This window comes from Agriterribacter sp. (assembly GCF_035497235.1).
GTDB lineage: Bacteria > Bacteroidota > Bacteroidia > Chitinophagales > Chitinophagaceae > Agriterribacter.
This window is the reverse complement of record NZ_DATJEB010000019.1, coordinates 15,955-37,136: the sequence shown is the minus strand read 5'-3', so window position 1 is coordinate 37,136 and position 21,182 is coordinate 15,955. Positions and strand designations below refer to the sequence as shown.

The 21,182-nt window shown below is 42.0% G+C and carries 14 protein-coding genes; 8 read left to right on the top strand and 6 right to left on the bottom strand.

Features of this window, described 5'->3' with window-relative positions; genetic code table 11:
• On the top strand, nucleotides 1–117 hold a 117-nt coding region (locus tag VL121_RS06145; RefSeq protein ID WP_325403245.1), incomplete at its 5' end, for an ATP-binding protein.
• 35 nt (nucleotides 118–152) lie between these two features.
• Here the strand turns inward: VL121_RS06145 and cas1 are convergent.
• The 5 genes from cas1 to cas9 form a co-directional block, all read right to left on the bottom strand.
• Nucleotides 153–830 carry a type II CRISPR-associated endonuclease Cas1 gene (cas1, locus tag VL121_RS06140; protein ID WP_325403243.1) on the bottom strand — a complete coding sequence of 226 codons (678 nt, stop codon included), beginning with the start codon at nucleotides 828–830 and terminating at the stop codon, nucleotides 153–155.
• Between the two features lie 286 nt (nucleotides 831–1,116).
• Nucleotides 1,117–1,335: a type II toxin-antitoxin system HicB family antitoxin gene (locus tag VL121_RS06135; RefSeq protein ID WP_325403241.1), complete on the bottom strand. Its 219-nt coding sequence runs from the start codon at nucleotides 1,333–1,335 to the stop codon at nucleotides 1,117–1,119.
• Between the two features lie 21 nt (nucleotides 1,336–1,356).
• The gene (locus VL121_RS06130; protein WP_325403239.1) at nucleotides 1,357–1,551 is read right to left on the bottom strand and encodes a type II toxin-antitoxin system HicA family toxin; all 195 of its coding nucleotides are present in this window, start codon (nucleotides 1,549–1,551) and stop codon (nucleotides 1,357–1,359) included.
• A complete protein-coding gene (locus VL121_RS06125) occupies nucleotides 1,548–1,841 on the bottom strand; it encodes a hypothetical protein (RefSeq protein WP_325403237.1) in 294 nt (97 codons plus the stop codon). Before VL121_RS06125 ends, VL121_RS06130 begins: the two co-directional genes overlap by 4 nt.
• 77 nt (nucleotides 1,842–1,918) lie before the next feature.
• A complete protein-coding gene (gene cas9 / locus VL121_RS06120; RefSeq protein ID WP_325403235.1) occupies nucleotides 1,919–6,439 on the bottom strand; it encodes a type II CRISPR RNA-guided endonuclease Cas9 in 4,521 nt (1,506 codons plus the stop codon).
• A 533-nt stretch (nucleotides 6,440–6,972) separates the two neighbouring features.
• Here cas9 and VL121_RS06115 point away from each other — a divergent pair.
• The 7 genes from VL121_RS06115 to VL121_RS06085 all read left to right on the top strand — a co-directional run bounded on the left by VL121_RS06115 (nucleotide 6,973) and on the right by VL121_RS06085 (nucleotide 17,631).
• Nucleotides 6,973–8,823: a glycoside hydrolase family 2 protein gene (locus tag VL121_RS06115; protein ID WP_325403233.1), complete on the top strand. Its 1,851-nt coding sequence runs from the start codon at nucleotides 6,973–6,975 to the stop codon at nucleotides 8,821–8,823.
• Between the two features lie 339 nt (nucleotides 8,824–9,162).
• A complete protein-coding gene (locus tag VL121_RS06110; RefSeq protein WP_325403232.1) occupies nucleotides 9,163–10,212 on the top strand; it encodes a glycoside hydrolase family 43 protein in 1,050 nt (349 codons plus the stop codon).
• Between the two features lie 31 nt (nucleotides 10,213–10,243).
• Nucleotides 10,244–12,706, top strand: a complete 2,463-nt coding sequence (locus VL121_RS06105) for a glutaminase family protein (RefSeq protein WP_325403230.1) — start codon at nucleotides 10,244–10,246, stop codon at nucleotides 12,704–12,706.
• A gap of 80 nt (nucleotides 12,707–12,786) precedes the next feature.
• On the top strand, nucleotides 12,787–13,812 hold the full coding sequence (locus VL121_RS06100; RefSeq protein WP_325403228.1) for a LacI family DNA-binding transcriptional regulator: 1,026 nt from the start codon (nucleotides 12,787–12,789) through the stop codon (nucleotides 13,810–13,812).
• 4 nt (nucleotides 13,813–13,816) lie between these two features.
• On the top strand, nucleotides 13,817–15,004 hold the full coding sequence (galK, locus tag VL121_RS06095) for a galactokinase (protein ID WP_325403226.1): 1,188 nt from the start codon (nucleotides 13,817–13,819) through the stop codon (nucleotides 15,002–15,004).
• 124 nt (nucleotides 15,005–15,128) lie between these two features.
• A complete protein-coding gene (locus tag VL121_RS06090; RefSeq protein ID WP_325403224.1) occupies nucleotides 15,129–16,304 on the top strand; it encodes an aldose epimerase family protein in 1,176 nt (391 codons plus the stop codon).
• 172 nt (nucleotides 16,305–16,476) lie between these two features.
• A complete protein-coding gene (locus tag VL121_RS06085; protein ID WP_325403222.1) occupies nucleotides 16,477–17,631 on the top strand; it encodes a cellulase family glycosylhydrolase in 1,155 nt (384 codons plus the stop codon).
• A 235-nt stretch (nucleotides 17,632–17,866) separates the two neighbouring features.
• On the opposite strand, the gene VL121_RS06080 is transcribed toward VL121_RS06085, so the two are convergent.
• Nucleotides 17,867–21,157 carry a S41 family peptidase gene (locus tag VL121_RS06080; protein WP_325403220.1) on the bottom strand — a complete coding sequence of 1,097 codons (3,291 nt, stop codon included), beginning with the start codon at nucleotides 21,155–21,157 and terminating at the stop codon, nucleotides 17,867–17,869.
• Nucleotides 21,158–21,182 lie beyond the last annotated feature (25 nt).

Genomic DNA, 21,182 nt, shown 5'->3' with positions numbered 1-21,182 from the left:
TACATCAATGATCCTACTCTCGCCGATGCCATTATGGACAGAATGACAGCCAACGCAAACCGTATTGAATTAAAAGGAGAATCTTTGCGAAGGAAAAAAACAAAAACAAATCAATAGACATTTGTATTTTTAACCCTCTTTCAAGTTCTTACTCATATTGCCCGCAAGCGGGGTGGGTCAACATCCCAGAACAGTGGGTCAACATGACCAGAATTTACACCCAGCGTAGGCAATAAACCGCTGGAAGTTAAACTTCTTGCTACCAGCGCTCTCAGTATGGCATAACCGTAGTTGAGCAGGTTATTGGGTGGCGGACCGTAGCGCTCCCGCCTGAACTGCAGGAAATCGGGGAAGATCCTTTTCCAGTAATAAGCCGCTGCCCTTGCTTCGTGATTTTCACTGTCTCCGCTTTTTACGTCTTTGGCATAGGTGAGCAATAATTTGTATTCTTCCCTTTCGTGCTGCAGCAGGGCCGCCTGGTTCTCTATTTTGCACATTACGGTTTGCTGCCACAATTGTTTTTTAAGGGGAACCGATGCTTCTACCTGTGCCTGGAATTTCTGGCTTTGAAGGCTGTTGCCATCTAAATTAAACAGCATGCCGCTGGGGTGATGCGTATCATCGCAACTGATGACCGCGGTATTGTTGGCGAGTAGTTTTGACAGCAGGGCCTGCGTGATCGTAATCTGCTGGTTGTCTAATATCAGTAAGCCGATATCTTCTATGGGCGTTGATTTGGTTTCGCCGGTACCGGGCATTTCAACAACAAGCTGTTCGTTGTTGGTTTTAAGATAAGCGGGGTTACCGAAATAAAGGGTTCGCTTTATCATGGATAAAGGGTTTCCATGATGAACGCATAATGGTTTTGTTTATTATGTTCGTTTTGTAATATGCCATCGCGCTTTTCTTCACTGCGGTAACCCCCATAGTCGTAAACGCTCATTCGCAGAGAGTTCTGTATATGCCGCCTATGTTCCTGAAATTTTTTGTCTATTGGCTTTATTCAAAGAGTAAGTGCAAACGTTTTCAGACAAAACAGCGTGTTGAAACATGTGCTTGCTCTTCTGAGATCCCCAAACAAGCTCAAGTTTTTACAATTTTTTCCGAACCATACAGTTAGGCCCGGATTATAAGATTTTCGGCCTCAGTGACCGGTGGAGGTACAGGCAGCCCTTCGGCTTTCATGCCTTCAATATGCAGTTCAATGGCTTCGGCTATATTTTCCAAGACTTCTTCTTTTGTAGCGCCCATGCCTATGCAGCCGGGCAAATCGGGAACATACGCGCCATAGCCTCCATCAGCGGCTCTTTCAATAATAACTGTGTAACGTATCATACTGGTGTAAAGTTATCAAAATTAATTTTTCTCTAATTGAGCCTGTTTTAATATGCTCCTTTCGAGCCCCGGTGTAAGGTCGTTCGATAACCTGTGCACAGGCACGGTAACGAGACCCTTTTTAACCGGGTGTTTGAACTGGCGGTGGCTTCCTTTTTGCCTAACCTCAAACCAACCATCGGCTTCAATGAGTTTTATTATTTCTTTCGTTTTCATGAAGCCGGGGTGATGTTACCGAGACGGTCAATTTTTAGTTTGACGCAAACAGTTTTAATCATAGTACCTGAATCTTCTCTTGACAATTTACCTTTTGAATTGCTAATATATTCAACCTTCCCATTCCATGCCCTTGCTGATTTATTGCTAGCTCCAAGCTCAACGCTATCTTCAGTAATTGAAGCTGATATTCTGTAAGGAACGAATAAACATTTTCCTTGTGTAGTATCTGTCATTTTGTAAATACTTGATGAAATATGTTTAAGGTTTTCCCAATCTATTGCATGCATTATCGAAAGCCCTTGTTTAATCTTTATTCTTTCTTCGTTTGTCGGCACATAAACTAAACTACCAGGTGACAATATTATTAGATCATAACCTTTTTTTCGTCTGCAATTCCTTTTTTTGTTATATCATTTAGGCGTTCTATAGCTTTATGCGTTGAAATAGAAAGAAACCCTTCTCTTTCTTTTGTTTGTTGATCTTCATACATGATGAAATAGGTATTAGCTCCTTTATCTGTCTCATAAAATCCTCCATTAAACATATCTTCTTCCTCTACTGTCCCATCTAAACGGGTGACTGATTTTACAGGCTTTCTAATTTTGGGGTCCGCCATTGCTTTTTCATTAAGTTTATCTATACCTTCTGCTCCAAAGGCTTCTTTTGGATCGTTTTTGTATTCCTTTATATGTCGTAAAAAAAGATTGTTAAATGCATTATTTCTTTTTTCATCCTCAGAAAAATATGGGAAGTCACTTTTCATCTTTTCAATAGTCAGCTTTTCTACATATTCTTTTTTGCTTAAATCCATGCGTTTGGTTTTATATCTCGCGAAATGAGCGACAGATATTTTTTCGTAATCAATTCCACCAAGGGTATAAATTGTTTTATTTACCGGAGTTCCATTTCTATTTGTTTTTCCTGTTGAAACAGGCTTTGCTACTTTTTTAAGATGCTTTTCGATTTCACTTAATAAATAGTCCTTTTCATTGAGGTTTATCCCTAATTGGTAAATAATTTGTTTTATAGCTTGTCTTGCATGCTTATCATAGATATATGATGCAGTTTTTCCTTTTTCCTTGTTGATCAACTGACGTTCTATTTCTATTTTAAAGGCATCAAATACAGACACTTCTTTGGTCTCTTTTAACCACTTCACCCCAAGCGGTTCTTTAAACATTGATCTCCGTATAGCCATCCATCTTGCATTTTCTTTTTGTTCAAACTTGATTGGTTTGCCTTTTTCAGTATATCCATGTATATATTCATTTTGGGGCTTGGTAATAATATTGTTACTAGTTATAAAAGACACAATGGTTTCTTCCAGCTTGTCTTTGGTATCTTTGGTAAAATTGCTCCAGGGCTCTTTGAATTCTCTTATCTTTCCTTTCACCAATGTCAGCCTCAATTTCTTGAATTCTTCATCCGTATTGGCAGCGTTTAATGTATTCAAATACCGGATATGCTCTCTTGAGGTGGCTGCAATGATTAATGCATCTAATGCGTGATGACGATGGTCTATTCTTTTTATTTCCAGTTTCGGATTTTCTCTGAGGTCAAAATGGTATTTATTGGCATCGTTTTCATCAGGAATAATAAATTGCTTTCCGGTGATTGTTTCCAGCCTTTCAAACCTTGGGCGGACAATATCCTTCCAAACAGCGTTCAGCCCCCAATTATTTTTTAGTTCGGAAGTGATGCTGCCAATAGTAAATAATATGCCGTTTTCATTCAGACTACCATTTTTATTTTTGGCAATTGGAGAAAGGAGTTCTGAGAGCTTCCTACCTATATAACGTGTGTCGTTTAACTGCCGTTGAACAAAGTCTTCGGGCACTTCTGTTGCTAAAAGATTTTTCCGTTTTGACTTTTGAAATCTGAATGTTTCTTTACAGTACGCATCATATTCATCGTAGGTAAACAGTTTATATTCACTACCACCATAAGTGCATTTCCCATTGGAACTTGCAATAAAATTCGCAGCAAGCTGATTATTTTTCGCTTTATTTACGCCCCACTCAGCTATAACAAGATTATTAAAGCTGTCGTTTTTCAATTTTCTGCGAGGAATAATATGTTCAATCTCATATTGGGCTGTATCAAATAATTTGCTCAATGGAATAATCTTTCCTGTATAGGGGGAACGGCAATTTTGGCTAAGCCATAAAGCATACTTTTTTACTAGGTTTTCAGTAGGTATTTTTTCATCTTTTACTTTTTTATCCCAATCAGAATCTGTATATTTTGATAAGCTTCTCCATATCCTGAATTTGTCAATGTCAACAGGGCTTTCAGGATTTGGATTTACTTCAAATTTTTTTCCAGATTCTATTTTTGTTTTCCAGTCGAATGGTTTTGAATCTTCGGCATCTACATACTGTTCGAATTCTTCATTCAATAATTCGTAAAGCAATTGTTTGATCCGTTGTTTTTCATCGAAGTTATTTTTTTGTATATCTGCAATTTTCTTTCTTTGCTCAGAGTTATTTTTAAGGTCTCTTCCAATTTCTATATGTATTTCATTTATTACCCCATATTTTTTCCAAATATCACGAACCAAATACATTGCTTCCCTCACAACTTTTTCTACAATAGGATTTCGCAGGCTATTGTTGGGAATTTCTTTTTGAATGTATCTGCCAAATTCTTCTACTGAATGAATGGATGTTTTTATATTTTCGGAATGCCTGTCGTAAATCAAATAACCCGCTTGGTAAGTGCCAAGTGCTTTGGTTAAATCTTCCATCCCAATAAAACTTTTTAATACCTGTTTCTGGACATCATCATCAGCAATCTCTGAAAGCCTTCTGATATTATGATTAATATCGCTCAGTCTTTCCAATATCTGGCTTGCTCTGTCTTTAACTGACTTTAGAATATCTTCTTCTTTCCAGCATTTTCCGCAACGCATCACCGGCAATATTTTTTTGATAGCCATTGCAGAGTAAGAACCATATTCTTTTTTCAATTCTGGCAATTTGCAGAATAACTCAATTAATCTATCCTTACCTGGCTTATCCTCTAAAAGATTATTAAGTGCAGTTGTAATTCCTTTCTTCGATCTCTCCTCGTCAGAGGAAGTTATAGAATAATCAATATGCCACAATTTTTGCAATTTGTCTTCATCTGCCAATAAATCTTCACCATTAAATTCTACTTTTTTGAATAGGGGTCTGTAACGGTTTAGTATTTCATTACCTTTTAATTCATCTCTGTTTGCATAAAGATTGATGCGGTGTGAATGTATTTTGTCTTTTTTGACTATATCAAACTTTATATTATTATCAGGATTGTTTTCTTTTATCAGTTCTAAAATATTCTTTTCTTTTATAGCTGCCTTTGAATTGAACAGTTCAAATAGCTTTTCTTTTACTTGCTCATCAATTAAATTTCCAGTAACATCAACATCTAAACGGGTTTTGCCATCTACTTTTACTTCTCTTTCGAGGATGCGTATATTATGTATATCCTGCCAAATCCTAAATTCTTGGAATAAAGGTGAGGAACGAGGAATACATTTTAATCCGTACATTTCTCCGTCAATGCCTTTGCGCTTTTCATAACGACATTCACTTATGGAATTCTTCTGAGATCGTAACTCCCGTTGGTAATATATAATATCGTTACTAATGATGTGTATTAAGTCGTGACTTTTAAATTCTGAAAGTTTCGACATATTTAACTTAGCTTGTGTTGGGTACAATACTTCAGTAAGGCGAATTAAGAGGGTGGTGTCTGAATTAATTTTTCTAAGTTCGGGATTTAATTCACATTGCTTTTTCCAAATTTCTTCCAACTCCTTTTTATATCTCCATCTGTAAACCGGATATTGGCGTATTTTAAAGTCCTTATTTTCCTTAAATGCTTTTTGCAGTTCATCAAAAAAATATTTTCCCGGATAAACTTGTTCATTTATTTTTTCGTCCAAAGCTGTTGTGCATAACGCCCAATTGTCTTCCTTAGGTATCTGCGGTTTGTTTTGTGAGAATTTGCCATTCTTGTCTATCTTCTGAACAACCAAAAAGGTAGCTTCTTTTCCTTCCCATTCTGGTTGTTTTTTTCTATTTTCTTCCCAACTTTCTATACGTGGGTCTTCCGCAATAATAGTATATGCATTTATTTTGTTTCCATTTTTAACTTCTTTTTCTTCTTTAAAAGTAACAGACTTGATTTTAGTGATAGAAACGAATTGTGTTTCTATTCCACTTTCTCCATACTCATTTCTTTCTTTTTTTGCCTTGAATTCTTCATAGGTAAGTACAACCGTATCTTTTAAGTCTTTCCTGCTGCTTTTAAACCCTCTCCTCTGGTTCATCATGTAAATAATCCGAACCAGTTCAGGAATTTCTATTCTTTGTGTAAGCGCTTTTTTACGTAGGTAATAAGTGATCCAATCTTCCGGGGCTATGCTTTTTCCACCTTTTCTGTTTCCTTTTTTCTTACTCTTTTTGCCTTCAATGCCTAACTCCTTTTCAAACTCCAAAATTGTATTTTCAGAAAATGGTAAGTAATCGCTGATAGAAAAGTTTAAATTATTGTTTTCCCTGATGCTTTTTTTAAATGTTTTTGAATCATCCAATGGAAAATCAGCAATTAGCCAACCCAAAGCTTTAAATAATTTAATAAGTCGGGTTCTTCTTAATTTGTAGCGGTGCTTTAATCTCCTTGCTCCACGTTTTGAACGTCTTGTAGCGGCTTTTGTTTCGGTACCTGCAGTATTACCTTCTTCAAATTTTTTTAAATAGTCGCCATCTGTTGGGATAATCCTGCTTCCCAACCACTCAATGTTTCCTTCCTTCCCGTAATCCTCAAACCATTCAGGAAGATTGATTAATGCTGCACCAATTGAGTTTGTACCAATATCCAATCCTAAAATTTTTTTCATGTTTTTGCAATTTTCTTTTATTTTTGTTACGAAGCAAATCACAATAAGGATTTTATTCCGTAGTGAGGCTTGCCTCAATAAGTTTTTGCCCTTGTACTCAACAGGGGCTTTTTTTACGCTCTTACTTCCCGGCATCCTCCTTCCTTTCTATTGCTAAAATATTATGTAGAGTGGAACAACGGGTTTAGGTTATCGTTGAGTGTACTGTACTATAGCAGCAATCGCAGCCCTTAAGTTACAATTTTTTCTAATTTTTGAGGAAAAAAATGTGAGAATATATGTTACATTTTCCGGCAATGCCAGTAGTTTTTTAACGGCTTTAATTGTTCACTTTCCCCCGCTTCCCTCCGCATATTCCGTTGGCGTTATGCCAAACTGTTTTAAAAAGTTACTGATGAAGTTGTTCTGCGGTTGAAAGCCGGTCTTATAGCTGCTGTTTCAGGGCATAAAGGAAGCCTCTCTTGTATTTGTACGCCGGGTTATTATTATTATTGCAGAATATTGTGTAAAGTTTATCATTCAAAGCAATCATCATGAAGCCATTTTTTTCTTTTCTTTTTTTTGTAACGATTAGCATCGGACTATATGCACAGGAAGCGTGGAAGCCGGTTCCGGGCAAAATTACAACGCAATGGGCAGCGGATATAAAAGTGGAACAGCCCCTGCCCGAATATCCACGTCCGCAGCTCACCCGCAAAAGCTGGATGAACCTCAACGGGCTGTGGCAATATGCCATAATTCCAAATGCAGGTGAAACCGCACCCGCCGCTTTTGATGGCAAAATCCTTGTTCCTTATGCGGTGGAATCTGCCCTTTCAGGGGTAGGTAAAACGGTAGGAAAAGACAGTGTGCTTTGGTACAAACGTACAATCGAACTGTCATCCGCATATAAAAAAGGGAAAGTATTGCTCCATTTTGGTGCGGTTGACTGGCAGTGCGATGTGTATGTGAACGGTAATAAGGTGGGTACGCACCAGGGTGGATATGATCCTTTTTCATTCGATATAAGCACCGCCCTTAAAAAAGGAAAGCAACAGGAAATTACCATAAAGGTTTGGGATCCCAGTGATGACGGACCGCAGCCGCGCGGCAAACAAATTAAGAATCCTCACGGTATATGGTACACGCCGGTAACAGGTATCTGGCAAACTGTGTGGCTCGAAAATGTGCCTTCTACCTATATTGCTGCTACTGTACAAACGCCCGATATAGACAAGCAATCGCTTTCCGTAAAAGTAGATATCGAAAACCTGCAGCCGGGCGATGCAGTAAAAGTTGTTGCATACGATGGTCAGCAACAGGTGGCTGAGCAAACATTGAAGGGTGAAGCGGAAGTTGCCTTAATCATAAGCAATCCAAAGCTTTGGTCTCCTGCCCATCCTTTCCTGTACGATCTTAAATATACGGTTACCCGCAAAGGGAAAGTGATAGATGAGGTCGGTAGCTATTTCGCTATGCGCAAAATTTCGGAAGCGCCTGATAACAATGGCATAAAAAGAATGTTGCTGAACAATGAATTCGTATTTCAATACGGCCCGCTCGATCAGGGATGGTGGCCGGACGGTTTGTATACTGCACCAACCGATGAAGCGCTTAAATATGATGTGGAGCAAACCAAAGCGATGGGCTTTAATATGATCCGCAAACACGTAAAGGTGGAACCCGCACGCTGGTACTATCATTGCGATAAGCTGGGCATGCTGGTATGGCAGGATATGCCCAGCGGCGATATGGGTGGAAACACATGGGATATGCGGGCAGGACAAATTTCAGGCAAGAATTTAGATAAGAAGCGCAGCACAGAATCTGAAGCTATTTATCGCACCGAGTGGAAAGCCATTATGAACACGTTACATAATTTTCCTTCCATCGTAGTATGGGTGCCTTTCAATGAAGCATGGGGTCAATTTAAAACTAAGGAAATTACGGAGTGGACAATGCAACTGGATCCTTCACGCCTGGTAAATGAAGCCAGCGGCGGTAACTTCTTTTCTTCCGGTCACATTATTGATATTCACAACTACCCCGATCCGCAAATGCCAACGCCGGGAATATTTGGCGATAAGCAAATTTTGGTACTGGGCGAGTTTGGCGGACTGGGGCTACCGGTTGACGGGCATACCTGGCAGGAGAAAAATAACTGGGGATACCAGAGTTTTAAAAATAGCGATGAGCTGCTTAACCGCTATACCCGCCTTATCAACGACCTTGCGCCGCTCATTCCTTTAGGTCTTTCCGCGGCAATATACACACAAACAACAGACGTGGAAGTGGAAGTAAACGGGTTGATGACCTACGACAGAAAGATTATGAAGATGCCTTTGGAAAAGCTAAAGCAACTGCATCAGCAGTTGTACAATAAAAACCTGGTGAAAATGAAATAGGCCAACCTGTCAGATCTGCCGAACGGCGAAGCAGCCTGGCAGACCTAACAGGTTTACACACGCGACAAAGGAGCGTCAGACCGCATACAAGTCTTGCAATCTGGGTCGCATTAGTTATATTCTTTAGCTGAAGTAGAAGAATAGAGTGTTTGGCATTATGCTGCAGTGCCGATCCTCTCCATGCGGAGAGGAGAAGGAGGTGAGGCTGAAAAAGAAATCGGAAGCGTACAAAAGGCAAAGCTAAAAGTGACCTATAGCGAACGGGAGGGGATAGAGGAAAGGAGGGAGCAATCAATCATAAGCCAATGAAACATTAAATAATAGACTGCCTATTTAAAAATGAGGAACTGTATAACTATATTTCTTATTCCATTACTCCTCTTTTCCTGCAAAACCCAATCGCAGGATAAAGAGAAGCATATGTTCAGCAATCCGCTGCTGCCCTCCGGCGCGGATCCCTTTTCGTTTTATAAGGATGGCTATTATTATTATACGCATACTTTGGGAAACCGGATCGCCATAGGGAAAACCAAAAACCTGGCTGATCTGAAAAATGCACAACGGAAAGATATTTTTACACCACCTCCCGGCACCCTCTATTCAAAACAGCTCTGGGCCCCCGAAATTCATTTTATTCAAAACAAGTGGTATGTATACTTTGCGGCTGATGATGGAAACAACAACAATCACCGGATGTATGTACTGGAAAATGAATCAGCAGATCCTGTGACCGGTGAATGGAAGTTTAAGGGAAAAGTTGCCGATCCGGCCGATAAATGGGCCATTGATGGAAACGTTTTCTTTCACCGGAAGCAATTGTACATGATCTGGTCGGGCTGGGAAGGAGATGTGAACGGGCAACAGAATATTTATATCGCCAAAATGAAAAATCCATGGACGATTGATGGCAGCAGGGTATGTATTTCAAAACCCGAACTGGAATGGGAAACACATGGTGACTTGAATGATGCGGATAATCTGCCACATGTAAGCGTAAACGAAGGACCACAGGCCCTGTTCAATGGCGACAAGCTGTTTATTGTATTCTCAGCAAGCGGCTGCTGGACCGACTATTACGCATTGAGTTTATTGCAGTTTGCGGGTTCAGATAATTTGATGGACACTGCTGCATGGAAAAAAGCGCCGCTGCCTGTGTTTAAGCAATCCAAAGAAAATGGCGTATATGCGCCGGGGCATAATTCATTTTTTAAATCACCGGATGGGAAGGAAGACTGGATTTTATACCATGCCAATGCCTTGCCCGGGCAGGGTTGTGGCGGGCATCGTTCACCCAGGGCACAGCCATTTACCTGGAACAGCGATGGCACACCCCGGTTTGGCTCACCTGTAAAAACGGAAACGATGCTGCCCGTTCCTTCGGGGAGATAGCAATATTATTGAACAAAACAAGACCAGGAAAATGAAAAAAGTTTGTGCTTTGCTCGCCGTTTATTTTTCTATTGGATTATTGATAGCCCAGGATCTTCGTGCTCCCGCTTATCCATTAATAACACATGATCCTTATTTCAGTATATGGTCTTTCGCCGATCAGCTAAATGCTGCACCCACCAAACACTGGACAGGCAAGGATCAGTCTTTACTGGGTTTGATAAAAGTAGATGGAAAAACATACCGTTTTTTGGGTGACCTGGGGAAAGAATACAACAGCATTATTTCTTCCGGGGATGAAAAGCCATTCGAAGCAGCTTACACAGAAACACAACCTGCTGGCGGGTGGACGAATACCGGCTTTAATGATGCCGCCTGGAAAAAAGGAATGGCGCCATTTGGCGATAATGAATCCACTGCAAAGACCTTATGGAAATCACACGATATATGGATGCGCCGGAGTTTTATATGGAACGGCGGAGATGTGAATACACTCTTTCTTAAGCTCCTTCACGATGACAACGCAGAAGTATATCTCAATGGCGAAAAAATTTACAGTCATACAGGATGGCTCAGCAAGTATCATTATATTCCATTGTCTGAGGCTGTTGCAAAAAAATTAGTAAAGGGAAAAAATGTGCTGGCTGTTCATGTTGCCAATACCGCCGGCGGCGCTTCGCTTGATGTGGGTATTGTTAGAGAAGTAAAACCACCTGCCGGCAAAATTATAATGCTGGCTGAACAAAAGAAAGTAACGCTAAACGCCACGCAAACCATATATGAATTTAGCTGCGGCCCGGTAAACCTAACCCTTAGTTTCACTTCGCCGCTGTTACTCAACGACTTTAATGTATTATCCCGGCCTGTTTCTTACCTCTCTGCTGCTGCTGTTTCCAATGATGGCGCCAAACATGATGTGGAACTTTATTTTGGCGCGTCAACTGCAGTGGCTGTGAACGCGGGATCGGAAACAGTGGTTGCCAGCGGGTATACATCAGGCGATTTGAATATGTTGAGGGCCGGAACCAAAGAACAGCCGGTATTACAAAAAAAGGGAGACGACCTGAGAATAGACTGGGGCTATATGTATGTGGCCGTGCCCGGAAAAGACAGGGCAGTGCAATACATCACACCTGCAAAATACGCGTTCAATGCATTTCTGTCGGGAACTTACCGCTCCAATATGTCTGAAATAACAGGGCGGCAACTTATGCTGAATACCGTATTGCCATTGGGTAGGGTGGACAAAGACACCGTTAGTAAACTGATTATGCTGGGCTACGATGATGTATACGCCGTGCAGTACTTCGGTCAGAACCTTCCCGCCTGGTGGAAAGATGGAAAGAACACCACGATTGAAAAGGAACTGGCAAAAGCCTATACAGATTATAATGCCATCATCCGCCGGTGTAAAGATTTTAATGCCGGCATGTACGATGCTGCGCTTAAGGCAGGGGGAGAAGAATATGCACGGTTATGCGCACTTGCCTATCGCCAAAGCATAGCCGCGCATAAATTAGTTAAAAGTCCACAGGGAGAAATACTGTTTTTATCCAAAGAGAATTTCAGCAACGGTTCTATTAATACGGTAGATGTAACCTATCCTTCTGCACCGCTGTATCTCATGTACAATCCGGACCTGCTGAAGGGAATGCTGAACGGCATCTTTTATTATAGTGAGAGCGGAAAATGGACAAAGCCATTCGCGGCGCACGACCTGGGCACTTACCCATTGGCAAACGGTCAAACCTACGGAGAAGATATGCCCGTTGAAGAAGCGGGTAATATGATCATTCTTACAGCCGCGATTGCCAAAGCGGAGGGGAATGCCAGTTATGCAAAAAAGCACTGGAATACATTAAGCACCTGGGCAGGCTACCTGCTCAAAGAGGGTTTTGATCCGGTTAATCAATTGTGTACCGATGATTTTGCCGGTCATATTGCACGCAATGCCAACTTATCGGTTAAAGCTATTGTGGGTTTGGGTTGTTATGCCATGCTGGCCGATCAGTTGGGTGAAAAGACGATTGCGAAGCAGTATAAGGACAGCGCCGCTATGATGGTGGAAAAGTGGATGAAGCTGGCTGATGACGGAGATCATTATTCGCTTACTTTCGAAAATCCCGGAACATGGAGCCAGAAATATAATTTGGTTTGGGATAAGATACTGGAATTGAAATTATTTCCTGAAACGGTATATAACAAAGAGATAAAATATTATCTCACCAAACAGAACAGGTATGGTTTGCCGCTAGACAGCCGGAAAACCTATACCAAGTCGGACTGGATGCTATGGACGGCTACGCTTACAGATAATGCTGAGGATTTTACAGCGCTGGTGAAACCTGTATATGATTATGTTAATGGAACGCCAGACCGGGTGCCACTCAGCGACTGGCACGAAACGACCAATGGAAAGAAAGTAGGCTTTCAGGCAAGAAGTGTAGTTGGAGGCTATTTTATAAAATTGCTTGCAGATAGATTCAAAAAGTGAGGATCACAGCTTTTCCGGTAGTGAAATGATGTTTAAATACCAGGCATGCAACAGTAAATATAAATATACTGTAATACCCCATGAGTCAACCGGCCACTATTCTTGACATAGCAAGAGAACTGAATATAGCAGTGGCTACAGTTTCACGGGCCCTCAATGACCATCCGGCTGTAAAAGATACGACCAGGAAGGCAGTACAGCAAATGGCTAAAAAGTTGAATTATCATCCCAATAAAATAGCCACTTCGCTGCGGTTAGGACGTTCAAAGATTGTTGGAGTGATCATTCCAAGCGCTGAGATCAATTTTTTTGGATCGGTTATTCATGGTATAGAAAAAGTGATGAGCGAAAACGGGTACAATGTACTCATATACCAGTCTAACGAATTATACGAATTTGAAAAAAAGGGAGTGGAAACATTTTTGCGTTCGCAGGTTGAAGGCGTACTCGCTTCTATTTCGAAGAACACCATTAACCTGGATCATTATGCCGCATTAAAAAAGCGCAATGTTCCACTTATTCTTTTTGACCGGGCCAATGATACGCTTGGCGTGCCTTCGGTTGTAGTAGATGATTATCAGGGGGCCTTTAATGCCACCCGCCATTTAATTGAGCAGGGCTGTGTGCGTATTGCGCATATTGGCGGACAGCAGCATGTTACTATCTTTAATCAGCGCTTAAGAGGATATATTGATGCTTTGAACGTGCATAATATACCGGTAAACGATAACCTGATCGTGTATGGAAAAGTGAGCATAGAATCAGGAAGGGAGTGTATGACCCAGTTGCTTTCGCAAAATATTGACGCCGTTTTTGCGGTTGAAGATTTTACTGCACTGGGAGCAATACAGTCCATTAAAGCAGCTAATAAAAAAATTCCAGGCGATATTGCCATTGTTGGTTTTGCCAATGAGGCGTTTGGTGAGTATATTACACCCTCCTTATCAACCGTAAACCAGCAAACGGTTCATATGGGAGAAGAGGCAGCAAAATTGTTTTTTGAAACCAGGAACAATAAAGAGTGGTCAAAAATACCGTCGCCGAAACTGGTGCTTCAGCCGGAACTGATATGCCGGCAATCGAGCATCAGAAAAAAACATAAATAGTAAGATGATACCCGGAAAATATGACGCAGAGCCATTAAAGGAAAATTTCAGGGAACGCTTTCATGCAGCGCCCATGCTGTTCCGTTCTCCCGGAAGAATAAATATCATTGGCGAGCATACAGATTATAATGAAGGATTTGTGCTTCCCGCGGCTATAGATAAAGCCGCCTATGTTGCCATTAGCCAAAGAAATGACGATAACATAACGCTCGCTTCTCTTGCTTTTAATGAAACCTATACCTGTAAAATAGCAGAAGTGCGCCCGTTGAAAAGCTGGACGGATTATGTGCTGGGCGTAGTGGACCAGTTATCGAAACACGGCATTGCTATCGGCGGATTTAACCTGGCATTGGATGGGGATATTACAATAGGAGCGGGCTTATCATCTTCTGCCGCTGTGGAATGCAGTGTTTTGTATGCATTGAACGAATTGTTTGCATTGGGACTCTCTAAGATACAAATGGTAAAAATGGCTCAGGCCGCTGAGCATGAATTTGCCGGGGTAAAATGCGGCATCATGGATCAGTTTGCTTCTGTGTTTGGTAAAGCAGCCCATGCTATACAGTTAGATTGCCGGAGCCTTGAATACCAGTATGTGCCTTTACATATGGAAGGGATTAAGATCGTACTTTTTAATTCCAATGTATCACATTCGCTGGCATCTTCCGAATACAATACCCGCAGGCAGCAATGTGAGCAGGGTGTAGCCTGGGTAAAGAAGTATATGCCGGAAGTGCAATCACTGCGTGATGTGTCGCTTGAAATGCTTCAGGAACACGTGTTGCCAAAAGACACATTAATATATAAGCGTTGCAAATATGTGCTGGAAGAAAATCTTCGCTTACTCACCGCATGTGATGATCTTAAAAAAGGTGATATAGCAGCATTGGGACAAAAAATGTTTCGTACACACGAAGGCTTGAGCAAGGAATATGAAGTGAGCTGCACTGAGCTCGACTGGCTGGTTCAATATGTACGCAATGAAAAAGATGTGCTGGGCGCCAGGATGATGGGCGGTGGCTTTGGGGGATGCAGCATTAACCTTGTAAAAGAAAATGGAGTAGATGCACTGGTTGAAAAAGTGAGTGCTCAATACTGGAAGGCTACTGGCTTAACCCTCAGCGCCTATGCGGTGCAGATAGCTAACGGCACGGAAGAAATAGTACAGCCCGGAGAAAAGTATGCTGTATGAAGCCGCTGCGCGAAGTCTCTGACTTCGCGCTCCATATGTTCTTGCGGAACCCTGTCCCGCACAGTAATAATGCCGGGATAAACCGTAATGACATAACATAAAACCAAAAAACCAAACGATTGTTATGATAAAAATAAAAATCTTTGTAATGGCCTGCCTTATGGCGGTAGCGGCCTGTAACCAGGGTGCAGAACAAAAAGGCGGGAACGGAACTGCTGCCGTAAAGGCATGTGTGCCTTCATTGGATAATAAAAATTTTGAAGACAGCATAGACGGGAAATCTACCGGCTTGTATATACTTAAAAACAAAGCCGGGGCCTGCGCTGCCATTACCAATTACGGGGGCAGGTTGGTAAGCCTGGTGGTGCCGGATAAAGACGGGCAGCCTGTTGACGTGGTGGTTGGTTTTAAAAATGTGCAGGATTATGTAAACTCCACCGAGCCTTATTTTGGGGCAATTATAGGTCGTGTAGGCAATCGCATTGCAAAAGGAAAATTTAGTTTAGATGGGAAAGCCTATACGTTGTTTACCAACAATGGGCCTAACACCTTGCATGGAGGAAAAAAGGGTTACCAGGATGTGGTATGGGATGCCAGCCAGCCCAGCGATTCCACATTGCAGTTGAAATATATATCCAAAGATGGTGAAGAAGGATTTCCGGGAAATTTAGATATAACGGTACTGTACATCCTTACGGCAAATAATGCACTGATAATAGATTACAATGCCACTACCGATCAAAAAACGGTGGTGAACCTTACCAATCATGCCTTCTTTAACCTGAATGGTGAAGGCAGCGGAACCATCAATGATCATGTACTACAGATCTATGCGGATAAATACACGCCTGTTGACGCTACATTAATACCCACAGGCCAACTGGAAGATGTAGAAGGAACACCGTTTGATTTTCGCCAGCCAGCAGCTATCGGGAAAAGGATTGACACAGTGAATAACCAGCAGTTAAAAAATGGCAGTGGCTATGATCATAATTTTGTGCTCAATGAAAATGATCCGGCTTCCCTGCATGTAGCTGCACAGGCAACAGGCGATAAATCGGGCATTATGATGAAAGTATATACCACCGAACCCGGACTCCAGTTTTACGGTGGTAATTTTATGCAGGGAAAAAATACTTTTAAGAGCGGGGTTAAAGATGATTTCAGAACGGCGTTTTGTTTGGAAACACAGCATTTTCCCGATGCACCCAATCAAAAGAACTTTCCGTCAATTGTGTTGGAACCAGGTAAAAAATATAAAACCTCTACCGTGTACGAGTTTTCGGTGAGAGGGAGATGAATTTGAAAATATGGAAATATGGAAATTTTAAAATGTGGGAAATAACGAGGTGATTGGCAACGAATAATACAAACTATAAATCTATTAAACCATAAATTATAATACAGGAAGTGCAGGGCTATGAACCCGTATTTCTGTAAAAACTTAATCTTCACCTTGAAAAATAATGGTAATGAAATTTCGATTAATCGTATTAAGCACTTTATTGTTCAGCATGGGTTTTCAGCAATGCAAGCCTAAAGAAGAGAAAAAAGCGGATAACGAAGAAGTAGCCATAGTAAGAAATATCTGGACAAAAGAGCAGGCCAATAACTGGTATGCGAAGCAGGAATGGCTGGTAGGTTGCGATTTTGTTCCCAGCACTGCCATCAATCAATTGGAAATGTGGCAGGCAGCCACATTTGATACGGCTACCATTAACCGTGAGTTAGGCTGGGCCGCCTCACTGGGCATGAATACCGTGAGAGTATACCTGCATGATTTGCTGTACCAGCAGGATGCTGAAGGCTTTTTGCAACGCATGGATGAATTTTTACAGATTGCGTCCCGGCACCATATTAAACCGCTTTTTGTGTTGTTTGATTCCGTTTGGGATCCCTTTCCTAAACTGGGCACACAGCGGGAACCTAAACCCGGTGTTCACAATTCCGGCTGGGTGCAAAATCCCGGTAAAGAAGCTTTATTAGACAGTGTCCAATACCCGCGCTTAGAAACCTATGTAAAAGGGGTTGTAGAAAAATTTGCATCAGACGATCGGGTGCTGGGCTGGGATGTATGGAATGAGCCGGAGAATATGAACAACGAGTATTACCGTAAAATGGAGCCGCCGAATAAGGCAGATATTGTATTGGTTTTACTGAAGGAAGCTTTTGAATGGGCACGTTCAGTAAATCCGCAGCAGCCGCTTACTGCGGGCTTATGGTCGGGCAACTGGTCGGCTCCTGAAAAGCTGAAACCCATTGAAACGCTGATGGTCGAAGAATCAGACGTCATATCTTTTCATAATTATGATAGTGCTGCTTCCTTTGAAAAAAACATCCTGGAACTGCAACGCTATGGCCGCCCCATTCTTTGCACGGAGTATATGGCCCGTGGCAACAACAGTACTTTTGAAGGTTCCTTGCCTCTTGCAAAAAAACACAATGTAGCCGCATACAACTGGGGATTGGTAGATGGCAAATCGCAAACCATTTATCCCTGGGATAGCTGGAAAAAAGCGTACAATGCCGAACCTGAAGTTTGGTTCCATGATATATTCAAAAAAGATGGAACACCATACAGGAAAGCAGAAACGGACCTGATCAAAAAGCTGACCGGCAAGTTGTAATAACGCTATGCATTCTATTTCACCTGGTGCGGGAATATTGTACAATACCTTCCATTCTGTTCATCATGGACCAGATACTTCCTTCGGGTGACAAACGTTGCGTTGTTGGCTGGGCTTTATTGCAAATGTTCAAAATGGCTACTACTGTTTGTCATAGTTTGCCCCGCAGCATTGCGGGGCTGATGCGGGAAGCATCTGTATTTCCCTGGCTTGTTCGGATTAGAATAGATACTACCTACTTCTTTCCTGATTTATCAGGAAATGCAGGAATAGGCGGCACGCCTTTCGGTCCCGGCTCCTGCAGTTTTTTCTGTAGTTCTTCAATCGCTCTTTGAAGCTGCGCATCATTGCCAAGCCATTCCTGGTGCGGGTCGTTAATAACTTCTATATCAGGATGAACCCCCTCTCCTTCAATAATGAATTTAGAGCCATCCGCCGCAAAATGTGCAAACTCGGGCTTGCGCATATCAGCGCCATCAATAAATGGCAGCGACCCTCTTATCCCTACAACGCCACCCCATGTGCGTTGGCCGAGCAGGGGGCCTATTTTATAAAATTGGAACTGGTAGGGAAACAAATCGCCATCAGATGCTGAGTACTGGTCAATTAAACAAATTTTTGGACCCACCTGGGCATCCGGCTTTATACCGGCTGTTTTGGCATTGCGCATCATGGTACCCAGCCCCGGTATCCGCCGCAACCGTTCAATGATCATAGGCGATACATTACCTCCGCCATTGCCCCGGTCGTCAATGATCAACGCTTCTTTGTCTAACTGCGGATAAAAATAGCGGGCAAACTGGTTCAACCCTTCCGGTCCCATATCCGGTATATGCAGGTAACCTATTTTACCGTCTGAAGCTTTGGTTACTTTGGCGATATTTTGCTGTACCCATTCATGATAATAAAGATTCGATTCATCGTCAATGGGTTTTACAAATACCTTACGGCTTCCCGTAGCCGAAGCTTTGCTGTTTACCAGTATTTCAATCGTTTGGTTTGCTTTCCCCATAAGGGCCTGGTAAATATTGTTGAGCCTGCTCACATCCTTTCCGTTTATAGAAATAATGTAGTCACCTTTATTTACGTTTACTCCCGGTTGGCGCAGGGGCGATACCAGGGTTTTGTCCCAACTTTCGCCGGATAATATGGAGTCTATTGAATAGTATCCGCTTTTATCGCGACTGAAGGCTGCACCCAGGAGTCCCATTTTTATACGCTCCACATCCGGTCTGTCGCCACTGTTTACATAAGCATGCCCGATGCTTAGCTCGCCGATCATTTCACCAATAATATAGGTAAGGTCATTGCGGTGATTTACATAAGGCAACAGCGCTGCGTACTTGTTGTGCATCGCTTTCCAGTTCACTCCATGCATATTAGGATCGTAAAAGTAATCCCGCATCTGCCGCCAGCTTTCATCAAATATCTGTTTCCACTCTGCGTGCAGATCGGCGTTTATTTTTAATCCGCTGAGATCCAGCTTGTTTTTAGCTTCTATTTTAATTTTGCTTACATCTTCTATAAAATAGTCATCTCCTTTTTTAAAAATAATTTTCTTCTGATCCTTACTAATGGAATATCCATTCATATTACCGGTTTCAGCTTCCTTTTTATCTTTAAGATCAAAAAATTTTAAAGACCCCGGTGAACGGAAAGAAGAAGCAACATAATACAAGCCCTCATTGGTGGCGGTAAGATTATAATAATTACCCGGTGTTACCGGAAGGCTTTCAATACGGTCTGTTAACCCCGTTTCGTCTATTTTTATTTCCACCGTTGTATCTGGTTTGTCTCCCGTTTTCTTTTGTGTTTTTTCTTTCTCTTTTTGAGCAATAGTTTTACCTGCGCCTGAACTATCTTCCTTGATCGCTACTTCATCATTTTCAACCTGGAAAGGTGAGGTTGTTCCTGCTGCCAGTCTAACCATATAGGGTTTGCTCATATCTATATAAGCGTGGTTCCATTCGGTGTTGCTGTATACCGGGTTAAAATCGCGTTCCGATACAAAATACAACAGTTTCCCATCGGGGCTGAAAGCAGACCTGCCGCTATTATACCAGTCATCGGTAACAGCGATGCTTTTTTTACTTTCAATGTTATACAGTTTGATCACATCAAACCTGCGCGCTTTCCCGGGTTCCGTATAAGCTATCCATTTACTGCCGGGCGCCCAGGTGTATTCACTTATCTCCCTGTTGTATGAATGCGTGATGATTGTTTTGGCGCCGGTAGTTACATCAATATAATACAGATCCTGGCTACGGTCGGCAAGCAATAGCAACTTACTATCAGGGCTCCATACCGGGTAAAATTTATAGCTGCCACCACCTTTGGTTAACTGGCGGGCGCTATCCGTTCCATCCTGTTTTTGGATGTACAGTTCATCTTCTCCTGTTTTGTCGCTGATAAAGCTTATCCATTTACCATCGGGGCTCCAGTCAACATTACGATCGTTGGCATTGCTGCTGTGGGTAAGGTTGCGGGTAACGCCATTTTTTTCCGGCACCGTAAATACATCGCCCCTGCCGCTGAATACCGCTCTTTTGCCATCGGGTGATAAACTATAGCTGTTCATGAATTTTGAAGCATCTGCCTGTTTGTTGCGGCTCCACGACAGGTCTTCCGCCAATGTAATATTCAGCTTTTCTGTTTTGCCGTTGTTTAGATTGTAGAGATAAATATACCCGCCATTTTCAAATGCAATCGCGTCATTGCCCAGCGAAGGGAACTTGCAGTCGTATTCGGTGAAGCTGGTTATTTTTTTAGTTTGTTTGGATTGCGTATCATATTCAAACAGGTTCATCGTACGGTCGCGGTCGCTGAAAAAATAGATCCTGTTTTTGTAATACATCGGAAAAATATCCTGGGCCGGGTTGTTGGTTATATTTTCCGTTGCGGCTGTTTTAGTATCGTATAGCCATATATCATCCGCCATTCCGCCTTTATAATATTTCCAGGTTCTGAATTCACGGAATACCCTGTTCATGGCAAGTTTACTGCCATCTTCATTATAAGCGCACCAGCCAGCCACGGAAAAAGGGAGCGCTTCGCTCAAATCGCCCGACAGGGGCGCCTTATATAGTTTACCTTTAAACGGGTTAAAAGAAGTGCCACGGCTGCGATAAATAACCGCTTTATCATCGGGGGTCCAGCCCATTACAATATTGTTAGGTCCCATGCGGTCGGCAATATCATCACGGTTAAGCGTAGCCGTATAGGTAATGCGCTTAGGCTCGCCGCCTGTGGCGGGAATAACAAACACTTCGGTATTGCCATCGTATTGACCGGTAAAAGCGATTTGCTTACCGTCATGGCTGAAACGCGGAAAGGTTTCATACCCGGGGTGGCTGGTAATTTTTCGCGCTGTGCCGCCACTGCGGGCAACAGTATACAAATCACCCGCATAGGAAAATACTACCTGGTTTCCGTTTACAGAAGGGAAACGCAGTAGCCGGGCTTCCTGTGCATATAGAAAACTACAGGCAATAAACAGGCATAATGTGAGCAGCAGGGTTTTTCTCATAATATGTGATTGATATTATGAAATT